This window comes from Paraburkholderia sp., from assembly GCF_026225065.1.
GTDB lineage: Bacteria > Pseudomonadota > Gammaproteobacteria > Burkholderiales > Burkholderiaceae > Paraburkholderia.
In genome coordinates this window covers 1-10368 of the sequence record NZ_JAMFSB010000418.1, presented here as the reverse complement: position 1 = coordinate 10368, position 10368 = coordinate 1, and the positions used below count along the sequence as shown (strand labels likewise).

Below are 10368 nucleotides of genomic sequence, written 5' to 3'. Positions count from 1 at the left end.
GTCTTCTTCGACGTACTGAACGGCGCGAGCTTCAACGCGACGATCTACGAGTGGATGTCGGTCGGCAAGCTGAAGTTCGAAATCGGCTTCCTCGTCGATTCGCTCACGGCGATGATGATGTGCGTCGTGACCTTCGTGTCGCTGATGGTGCACATCTACACGATCGGCTACCTGGCCGACGACGACGGTTACCAGCGCTTCTTCTCGTACATCGCGCTGTTCACGTTCTCGATGCTGATGCTCGTGATGAGCAACAACCTGCTGCAGCTGTTCTTCGGCTGGGAAGCGGTGGGTCTGGTGTCGTATCTGCTGATCGGCTTCTACTTCACGCGTGAAAGCGCGATCTACGCGAACATGAAGGCGTTCATCGTGAACCGCGTGGGTGACTTCGGTTTCCTGCTGGGCATCGGCCTCCTGCTGGCGTTTGGCGGTTCGCTGAACTATGGCGACATCTTCGCAAAGAGCCATGAGCTCGCTTCGCTGACGTTCCCGGGCACCAGCTGGGGTCTGCTGACGGTGGCGTGTATCTGCCTTTTCATCGGCGCAATGGGTAAGTCGGCGCAGTTCCCGCTGCACGTCTGGTTGCCGGATTCGATGGAAGGCCCGACACCGATCTCCGCACTGATCCACGCGGCAACCATGGTGACGGCCGGTATCTTCATGGTCACGCGCATGTCGCCGCTGTTCGAACTGTCGGATACGGCGCTGTCGTTCGTGACGGTGATCGGCGCGATTACTGCGCTGTTCATGGGCTTCCTCGGGATCGTCCAGAACGACATCAAGCGTGTGGTGGCTTACTCCACGCTCTCGCAGCTTGGCTACATGACGGTGGCGCTCGGCGTCTCGGCTTACCCGGTCGCCATGTTCCACCTGATGACGCATGCGTTCTTCAAGGCGCTGCTGTTCCTCGGCGCAGGCTCGGTGATCATAGGCATGCACCACGATCAGGACATGCGCAACATGGGCGGCCTGCGCAAGTACATGCCGATCACGTGGATCACGTCGCTGATCGGTTCGCTGGCGCTGATCGGCACGCCGTTTTTCTCGGGCTTCTACTCGAAAGACTCGATCATCGACGCGGTGAAGCTGTCGCATCTGCCGGGTTCGGATTTCGCGTACTTCGCGGTGGTGGCGAGCGTGTTCGTCACGGCGCTGTACTCGTTCCGTATGTACTTCCTCGTGTTCCACGGTGAGGAGCGTTTCCGCAAGCCGAAGCATCCGGATTCGCCGATGGGCATCGAAGCTGCCGCGCACGCTGCGCACGGCCATGACGACCATGGCCACGGCCACGATGCGCACGGTCACGACGATCACGGCCACGCACACGAGCCGCATGAAAGCCCGTGGGTGGTGTGGTTGCCGCTGGTGCTGCTGGCCATTCCGTCGGTCATCATCGGTGCGATCGCGATCGGTCCGCTGCTGTTCGGCGATTTCTTCGCGCACGGCGTGGTGTTCGACAAGGTGATCTTCATCGGCGCAAACCATCCGGCGGTGTCGGAGATGGCCGAAGAATTCCAGGGTTGGGCGTTGATGGGCCTGCACTCGGTGTCGGGTCTGCCGGTCTGGCTGGCGCTCGCCGGTGTGGTCGTGTCATGGTTCCTGTACCTGAAGCGTCCGGATCTGCCGCCGGTCATCCGCCGCGCCTTTGGCCCGATCTATACGCTGCTCGATAACAAGTACTACCTCGACAAGATCAACGAAGTCGTGTTCGCACGCGGCGCCGTGGCGATCGGCCGGGGCCTTTGGAAAGAGGGCGACGTGGTGGTCATCGACGGTATCGTCAATGGCAGCGCGCGCTTTATCGGCTGGTTTGCGGGTGTGATCCGCTTCCTCCAGTCGGGCTACATCTACCATTACGCGTTTGCCATGATCATCGGCATGCTGGGGCTCCTGACCCTGTTTGTAACGCTTGGCGGCAAATAAGAGAAGGCGAGGGGACACCACACAATGCACACGTATCCGATTTTAAGTATCGCGATCTGGTTGCCGATTCTGTTCGGCCTCCTGGTCCTTGCTATCGGCTCTGACAAGAATCCTGGTCCGGCGCGCTGGCTCGCGCTGGTTGGTTCTGTTCTCAGCTTCATCGTCACGATTCCGCTGTTCACCAGCTTCGATTCGAGCACGGCGGATCTGCAGTTTGTTGAAAACGTGCATTGGATCGAGCGCTTCAACATTACCTATCACCTTGGGGTGGACGGCATCTCGATGTGGTTCGTGGTGTTGACCGCATTGATCACGGTGATCGTCGTGATTGCCGGGTGGCAGGTCATTACGAAGAACGTGGGTCAGTATTTCGCTTCTTTCCTGATCTTGTCCGGCATCATGGTCGGCGTGTTCAGCGCAGCGGACGGAATGCTGTTTTACGTGTTCTTCGAAGCGACGCTGATTCCGATGTACATCATCATCGGCGTGTGGGGTGGGCCGAACCGCGTGTATGCGGCGTTCAAGTTCTTCCTGTACACGCTGATGGGTTCGCTGCTGATGCTGGTCGCGCTGCTCTATCTGTACACGCAGACGGGCACCTTCGATCTGGCGACGTGGCAGACCACGAAGATCGCCATGACGCCGCAGATATTGCTGTTCATAGCGTTCTTCCTTGCCTTTGCGGTGAAGGTGCCGATGTGGCCGGTCCATACGTGGTTGCCTGACGCCCACGTGGAAGCGCCGACGGGCGGCTCGGTGGTGCTGGCGGCGATCATGCTGAAGCTCGGCGCGTACGGTTTCCTGCGCTTCTCGCTGCCGGTCACGCCGGACGCCAGCCACTTCCTGGCTCCAGTCGTCATCACGCTGTCGCTGATTGCGGTTATCTACATTGGTCTGGTTGCGATGGTGCAGGCGGACATGAAGAAGCTGGTCGCGTATTCGTCGATCGCGCACATGGGCTTCGTCACGCTCGGCTTCTTCATCTTCAATCAGCTCGGCGCGGAAGGCGCGATCGTGCAGATGATCTCGCACGGTTTCGTCTCGGGCGCGATGTTCCTGTGTATCGGCGTGCTGTATGACCGTATGCACTCGCGCCAGATCGCCGATTACGGCGGCGTCGTGAACGTGATGCCGAAGTTCGCCGCGCTGGTGATGCTGTTTGCCATGGCCAATTGCGGCCTGCCGGGCACTTCCGGGTTCGTCGGCGAGTTTATGGTGATTCTGGCTGCGGTCCAGTACAACTTCTGGATTGCAGGCGGCGCCGCGGTCACGCTGATTCTGGGCGCGGCCTACACGCTGTGGATGTACAAGCGCGTGTATTTTGGCGCGGTGGCAAACGACCACGTGAAGAAGCTGCTCGATATCAACAACCGCGAGTTCTTCATGCTGCTTGTGCTGGCCGCATTGACGCTGTTCATGGGCCTGTATCCGAAGCCTTTTACCGATGTGATGCACGTATCCGTGGAAAACCTCCTCTCCCACGTTGCGCAGTCGAAACTGCCGTTGCCACAGTAACGCAGAGCGGAGGAATCAAAACACCATGCAAAACGCACCTATGACTGCCCTGTTGCCCGACGGCCTGTTGATGCTCGCCGTAGTTCTCGCGTGGCTCAACGACACGTTCTTCGGCCAGGCGGCGCGACGGACCACGTATTTCATCGCCCTGTTCTCGACGCTGATTGCGGGCATCTGGTTCGGCGTGAACTCTTTCGACCCGCACGTGTATTACTTCTTCGGGCACATGTACGTGGTGGACGCCTTCGGCAGCGTAATGAAGGCGGTGGTGTCGCTCGGTTACGCGGTGTCGATCATCTACTCGCGCAGGTACCTTGAAGACCGCGAACTGTACCGCGGCGACTTCTTCCTGCTGGGCATGTTCTCGCTGCTAGGCCAGCTGGTGATGATCTCCGGCAACAACTTCCTGACGCTGTACCTCGGTCTCGAACTGATGTCGCTGTCGCTGTATGCGGTGATCGCGCTGCGCCGCGACGCTGCGCAGTCGAACGAAGCGGCGATGAAGTATTACGTGCTGGGCGCACTGGCATCCGGTTTCCTGCTTTACGGCATCTCGATGCTGTACGGCGCAACCGGTTCGCTGGATATCAATGAAGTGTTCAAGGCGGTCGCTTCGGGCCGCATCAACGACGTGGTGCTGCTGTTCGGCGTGATCTTTGTGGTCGCCGGCGTGGCGTTCAAGATGGGCGCGGTGCCGTTCCACATGTGGGTGCCTGACGTGTATCAAGGTGCACCGACGGCCATGACGCTGCTGACGGGCGGTGGCCCGAAGGTTGCCGCCTTCGCGTGGGGCCTGCGCTTTCTCGTGATGGGTCTGCTGCCGCTGGCGGTCGACTGGCAGGAAATGCTGGTGATCCTCGCGGCGCTGTCGCTGATCGTGGGGAATATCACCGGTATCGTCCAGCGCAACATCAAGCGGATGCTCGCTTACTCGGCCATCTCGAACATGGGCTTCGTGCTGCTGGGCCTGCTGGCCGGTGTGGTGGACGGCAAGACGAGTGGCGCGGCGAACGCATACGGCTCGGCGATGTTCTATAGCATCGTCTACCTGGTGACGACGCTCGGCACCTTCGGCATCGTCATGTTGCTGGCACGCCGCGACTTCGAAGCCGAGACGCTCGACGACTTCAAGGGCCTCAATCAGCGCAGCCCGGTGTTCGCGTTCGTGATGATGATCATGATGTTCTCGCTCGCGGGCGTTCCGCCGGCGGTCGGTTTCTACGCGAAGCTCGCCGTGCTGCAAGCGACGATGAACGCAGGTCTGACGTGGCTGGCCGTGCTGGCCGTGATCACCTCGCTGTTCGGCGCGTTCTACTACCTGCGTATCGTCAAGCTGATGTACTTCGACGACCCGGTCGACACGACGCCGATCCAGGCCGATACCTGCAACCGCGCGTTGCTGGCGCTTAACGGTTTGGCTGTGCTGGTGCTCGGCATCGTGCCCGATCCGCTGCTGAAGGTTTGCCTGCAAGCGATCACCCATACTCTGACGTTCTGATGTCGGCTGCTGGCTGGTTTATTGTGTTGTTGGCGCTCGTGGGCGCCAACGTGCCGTTCGCGAATCAACGCCTCTTCGCCTTCGTGCCGCTCAAGGCGGTGAAGAAGAGCGTCTGGCTGCGGCTTGCCGAGCTGATCGTGCTTTATTTTGTCGCGGGCGCGTTCGGCTTTATGCTCGAAGCTCGGGCGGGCAACCGCTTCGAGCAGGGCTGGCAGTTCTACGCGATCACCTTCAGTCTGTTTCTGGTGTTTGCGTTTCCCGGCTTCACCTTCCAGTATCTCGTCAAACGGCGCTGACGGCCTGAGCCGTCGCGCACCACGCTGTCCTGAGGTCGCACATGGCTGAACTCCCCGATCACGACGCTACGCTCACCGAGACCTGCCTTGAGAGCAAGACGCTCCATCAAGGCCCTTTCCTGACCCTCAAGTGCGACACCGTCCGCCTGCCGGATGGTAAGAGCGCGACCCGCGAGTACGTCAAACATCCGGGCGCCGTGATGGTGATTCCGTTGTTCGACGACGGCCGCGTGCTGATGGAGTGCCAGTACCGCTATCCGATCGGCAAGGTGATGCATGAGTATCCGGCCGGCAAACTGGATCCGAGCGAAGGCTCGCTTGCTTGCGCAAAACGTGAACTGCAGGAAGAGACCGGTTATACGGCGCGCGAATATGTCTATCTGACGCGCATCCATCCGATCATTTCGTACTCGACCGAATTTATCGACATCTACCTCGCGCGCGGCCTGACTGCCGGCGATCGCAAGCTCGACGAAGGGGAGTTCCTCGAACTTTTCACGGCGACCGTCCCCGAGGTATCGGAATGGGTGCGGACCGGCAAGATCACCGACGTCAAGACGATTATCGGCACGTTCTGGCTGGAGAAGGTTTTGTCCGGCGCATGGGCGTCGGCGGAGCCTGAACCTGACTGATCCCGATCACATGCGTTGATCGTGTACCGTCGCTTCGAGTTGCGCCAGCACCTGGCAATCAGTCACGAGGTGAAATAAACGGCAGCCCACAAGGCTGCCGTTGTTGTTGGCAAACCCGTGGCAGACCTGCTGGCAAACCGCTGGCCGACCCGTTTTATGGCGCGTCGGCGGCCATCGGCGCAAAGCGTTAGAATCGCGCACGCACGCTCGGTTGTTCCCGGGCACGAAAACGTGCCCGGACCGCGTGCCAAAGTCGCCCACAGCAAAATTTACGAACGACCGTTCACAAATTTCTATTTTGCGCTAAACTCATACGCAAGCCCTGATTCCACATGAAGGTCCTCGATCTACAGTGCCCGCACGGCCATCGGTTTGAAGGCTGGTTCGCCTCCGCCGAAGACTTTGAGTCGCAGTTGTCCCGCAAGCTTGTCGAATGTCCTATTTGCGGCGCGACCGAAGTGAGCCGTTTGCCGTCGGCGCCCCGTCTGAATCTGTCGGGTGCGACTGCGGCGCAAGCCCATGCGGGCTCGGAAGAGCAGCAGGCGCGTATGATGCGCGCCCTGCGCGAGGTACTGGAAAAGACTGAGAACGTGGGTGACCGCTTCGCCGAGGAAGCACGGCGCATTCACTACAACGAAGCGCCTGCACGCAGCATTCGCGGTGTTACGACACCGGAAGATGCCAAAGCCCTGGTTGAAGAAGGCATTGAAGTGATGTCGCTGCCGATCCCGGCCGCTCTGAAGGAACCGTTGCAATAGCGCAGCGGCTCACTGGCGGCGGGAGAGCCGCGGCCAGGAGACACTGCGCATGAATCTGGATTATTCCCCCGCTGACGACGCGTTCCGCGCCGACATCCGCGCTTGGCTCGAGGCGAATTTGCCCCGCGAGCTAAGCGACAAAGTACTCAATCACAAACGTCTGAACCGCGCGGACTTCGCGAACTGGCACAAGCTGCTCGGCACGCGCGGCTGGTCGGTGATCGCCTGGCCGACCGAATACGGCGGCCCCGGCTGGGACGCCACGCAACGGCACATCTGGGACGAAGAGTGCGCCCGCATTGGCGCGCCCTCGGTGTTGCCGTTCGGTGTGTCGATGGTCGCACCCGTGTTGATGAAATACGGCAGCGAGGCGCAAAAGCGCCACTATCTGCCGCGTATTCTGGACGGCTCGGACTGGTGGTGCCAGGGCTACTCGGAACCCGGCTCGGGCTCGGACCTCGCTTCGCTGCGCACGCGCGCGGAGCGGGTGGGCGATCACTACGTCGTGAACGGCCAGAAGACCTGGACCACGCTCGGCCAGTACGCCGACATGATGTTCTGCCTCGTGCGCACCGACAGCGGCGCGAAAAAGCAGGAGGGTATCTCGTTCCTGTTGATCGATATGAAAACGCCGGGCATCACGGTGCGCCCGATCATCACGCTCGACGAAGATCATGAAGTCAATGAAGTGTTCTTCGAAGACGTGAAGGTACCCGTCGAGAATCTGGTCGGTGACGAAAACCGCGGGTGGACCTACGCCAAATATCTGCTCGGCCACGAGCGTACGGGGATTGCGCGCGTCGGTCAGTCGAAGCGCGAACTCGTGTTCCTGAAACGCCTTGCGCTCGATCAGAAGAAAAACGGCAAACCACTGCTGCTCGACCCGGTGTTCGCCGCGAAAGTCGCGAGCCTCGAAATCGAATTGATGGCGCTCGAAGTCACGGTGCAACGCGTCGTTGCCAATGAGGCAGGTGGGCGCGGACCGGGACCGGAAGCGTCGATGCTGAAGATCAAGGGCACGGAAGTCCAGCAGGGCCTGACCGAGTTGATGTTTGAAGCCATCGGCCCGCTGGCCGCGCCGTTCGACGTGTCGTTCCTCGAAGGCGAACGCGCCCACAGCATTGCCGGCGACGATGATGCCGCACCGCTGGCCGCGTACTACTTCAACTTCCGCAAGACGTCGATCTACGGCGGCTCGAACGAAATTCAAAAGAACATCATCGCGCAGATGATTCTCGGACTCTGAGGAGCGGCGCATGGACTTCACTTTTACCGACGAACAACAGCAATTCGCCGACGCGCTGCGCCGTTACCTGGACAAGAACTACGGTTTCGAAGCGCGCCAGGCTATCGTGTATTCGGACGCGGGCGTATCGGACACGCATTGGGCGGCGTTCACGGAACTTGGGTTGACAGCATTGCCGGTGCCGGAAGAGCAGGGCGGCTTCAATGGCAGTCCTGTGGATATGCTTGTCGTGATGCAGGAACTGGGCCGCGCGCTCGTGGTTGAGCCTTACTGGGCGACGGCAGTGGGCATCGAGGCATTGCGGATTGCAGGTTCGGCTGATTCAGCGCAGGGTGAAGATGCCGCGCTGCTCGAACGCGCGGCGCAAGGCGAGATCAAGCTCGCGGTCGCCTTTCACGAACCGCATGCCCGCTACGACCTGTTCGCAGTCGATACCGCAGCGACGCAGCAAGGCGAGCAGTACGTGCTGAGCGGCAAGAAGTCGGTTGTTCTACATGGCGCTCAGGCGGACCACTGGATCGTGCCTGCACGTCTGAACGGCGAGATCGCTTTGTTCGTCGTCGCACGCGATGCAGGCGGTACGCAGGTCACGGATTACCGCACCATCGACGGGCAACGCGCGGCTTCGCTGTCGTTCGAAGGCACGCCTGCGCGACGTCTCGGTGGTCAGCATGCGGGCGCAGCGGCGCTCGAGCAGATCGCCGACTATGGCACCGTGCTGTTGTGCGCGGAAGCAGTAGGCGCACTTGATGCGCTGAACCATGCCACCGTCGAATACACGAAAACACGCCAGCAGTTCGGCCAGCCGATCGCACGCTTTCAGGCCCTGCAGCACCGCATGGTCGAAATGCTGATTCACGCGGAGCAGGCGCGCTCGGTGACGTATCTGGCTGCGGGGCGCTACGCCAGCACCGATGCCGATGAACGGCGCCGTGCAGTCTCGGCAGCGAAGGTGCGCGTGGGGCAGGCGGCGCGTTTCGTCGGCCAGCAGGCGGTGCAGTTGCACGGCGGCATGGGCGTGACGAACGAAGTTGCGGCCGCCCATCTGTTCAAGCGTCTCGCGATCATCGAAACCACGCTCGGCGACGTCGATCATCATCTTGCGCGGTTTGCCGCGTTACCTGCTTTTGCCACCGCAGAAGTGTGATTGTGTGGCCGGTCCTAACGAGTGAGGTGTCACCATGGGATTGAGTTTCGAAGATATGGAAGTCGGTGCGGTCATCGAATGCGGCGAACACACGTTCACGCGCGAGGAGATCGTGGAGTTTGCCGAAAAGTTCGATCCGCAGCCGTTTCACGTCGACGACGACGCGGCCGCCGCTTCGCCGTTCGGCGGATTGATCGCGAGCGGCTGGCACACCTGCTCGGTGATGATGGGGCTGCTGGTGCGCAACGCGTTTGCCGGGTCCACTTCGATGGGCTCGCCCGGCATCGATGAAATCCGCTGGCTCAAGCCGGTGCGCGTCGGCGACACGATCCGCATGACGAATGCGGTTCTGGACAAGCGCGTGTCGTCGAGCAAGCCGGACCGTGGCCTCGTCTCCACCGAATGGCGGGGCATCAATCAGCACGGTGAGACGGTGATCACCGTGCGCTCGAAAGGGCTATTCGGTTTGCGTCATCCGGGAGCCGCCGCATGAAGCGCGACACCGTAGGACTCGATGCGCAGGCACTGCGTTCTCTGGTGGGCGGCGAGCCGCTCGTCAGCGACTGGCTGACGGTGGATCAGCCAAGCGTGAACGGCTTTGCCGCAGCAACCGGCGATCATCAATGGATTCACGTCGATCCCGAAAGGGCGCGGCGCGAATCGCCGTTCGGCGGTCCGATTGCGCATGGTTTTCTGACGTTGTCGCTGATCCCGGCGTTGCTGCAACAAACCGTGGCGCTCAAGCAGCGGATGGGTGTCAACTATGGTCTGAACCGGGTGCGTTTCACCGCGCCGGTGCCGGTTGATTCGCAGGTGCGCGGGCGTTTTGCCGTGGCGAGCGTGGACGATGTGAATGATGCCGGGGTCCAGGTGGTGTGGAACGTGACGCTGGAGCGGCAGGGCAGTGAGCGGCCGGTGTGCGTGGCGGAATTCATCACGCGGCATTACTTCTAGAACTGGCTGGACGACTAACGGCTTTTAGCGGCAACTAGCTGTGTGAGTTTGACGGCATCGTAACGACGCCTGCCTGGTACGAAAGGGAGTAAGCGGCTCTATGCCACTCACTCCCTTTCCGAATCTCCGCATCAAATCACGAACGCGTAATCGGCATCTCCACGCGCGACGCCGCCTCGACATCCATATGGCGCGCCAGTTCGAGCTTTGCAATGGCGTTTCGATGCACTTCGTCCGGGCCGTCGGCAAAGCGAAGCGTGCGTGCCGAAGTGTAGGCATAAGCGAGCGGGAAGTCGTCGCTCAGACCACCCGCACCATGCGCCTGGATGGCCCAGTCGATCACCTGGCACGCCATATTCGGCGCCACCACTTTGATCATCGCAATCTCGCCACGCGCGC

General features: G+C 60.9%; 11 protein-coding genes. 10 read left to right on the top strand and 1 reads right to left on the bottom strand.

Going from position 1 to position 10368, the window contains the following annotated elements; genetic code table 11:
- The 10 genes from nuoL to M0954_RS28685 form a co-directional block, all read left to right on the top strand.
- Nucleotides 1-1923, top strand: a 1923-nt coding sequence (gene nuoL, locus M0954_RS28730; protein WP_297356877.1) for an NADH-quinone oxidoreductase subunit L, incomplete at its 5' end; no start/stop codon positions are given.
- Nucleotides 1924-1947: 24 nt separating this feature from the next.
- The gene (locus tag M0954_RS28725; RefSeq protein ID WP_123384465.1) at nucleotides 1948-3438 is read left to right on the top strand and encodes an NADH-quinone oxidoreductase subunit M; all 1491 of its coding nucleotides are present in this window, start codon (nucleotides 1948-1950) and stop codon (nucleotides 3436-3438) included.
- 25 nt (nucleotides 3439-3463) lie between these two features.
- Complete coding sequence (gene nuoN / locus M0954_RS28720; protein WP_122154089.1) at nucleotides 3464-4936, top strand: NADH-quinone oxidoreductase subunit NuoN; 1473 nt, start codon at nucleotides 3464-3466, stop codon at nucleotides 4934-4936.
- On the top strand, nucleotides 4936-5232 hold the full coding sequence (locus M0954_RS28715; RefSeq protein WP_122154090.1) for a DUF2818 family protein: 297 nt from the start codon (nucleotides 4936-4938) through the stop codon (nucleotides 5230-5232). The genes nuoN and M0954_RS28715 overlap by 1 nt, the downstream gene beginning before the upstream one ends.
- A 41-nt stretch (nucleotides 5233-5273) precedes the next feature.
- Nucleotides 5274-5864 (top strand): NUDIX domain-containing protein, encoded by a 591-nt coding sequence (locus M0954_RS28710; protein ID WP_122154091.1) that lies wholly within the window; start codon nucleotides 5274-5276, stop codon nucleotides 5862-5864.
- A gap of 332 nt (nucleotides 5865-6196) precedes the next feature.
- Complete coding sequence (locus M0954_RS28705; RefSeq protein ID WP_122154092.1) at nucleotides 6197-6622, top strand: DUF1178 family protein; 426 nt, start codon at nucleotides 6197-6199, stop codon at nucleotides 6620-6622.
- 49 nt (nucleotides 6623-6671) lie between these two features.
- A complete protein-coding gene (locus tag M0954_RS28700; protein ID WP_123384464.1) occupies nucleotides 6672-7868 on the top strand; it encodes an acyl-CoA dehydrogenase family protein in 1197 nt (398 codons plus the stop codon).
- Between the two features lie 10 nt (nucleotides 7869-7878).
- Nucleotides 7879-9015: an acyl-CoA dehydrogenase gene (locus M0954_RS28695; protein WP_122154094.1), complete on the top strand. Its 1137-nt coding sequence runs from the start codon at nucleotides 7879-7881 to the stop codon at nucleotides 9013-9015.
- Between the two features lie 34 nt (nucleotides 9016-9049).
- On the top strand, nucleotides 9050-9508 hold the full coding sequence (locus tag M0954_RS28690) for a MaoC family dehydratase (RefSeq protein WP_122154095.1): 459 nt from the start codon (nucleotides 9050-9052) through the stop codon (nucleotides 9506-9508).
- Nucleotides 9505-9969: a MaoC family dehydratase gene (locus tag M0954_RS28685; RefSeq protein ID WP_297356875.1), complete on the top strand. Its 465-nt coding sequence runs from the start codon at nucleotides 9505-9507 to the stop codon at nucleotides 9967-9969. The genes M0954_RS28690 and M0954_RS28685 overlap by 4 nt, the downstream gene beginning before the upstream one ends.
- Nucleotides 9970-10105: 136 nt before the next feature.
- On the opposite strand, the gene M0954_RS28680 is transcribed toward M0954_RS28685, so the two are convergent.
- A partial coding sequence (locus tag M0954_RS28680) for an acyl-CoA dehydrogenase family protein (RefSeq protein WP_297356873.1) occupies nucleotides 10106-10368 on the bottom strand: 263 nt, incomplete at its 5' end.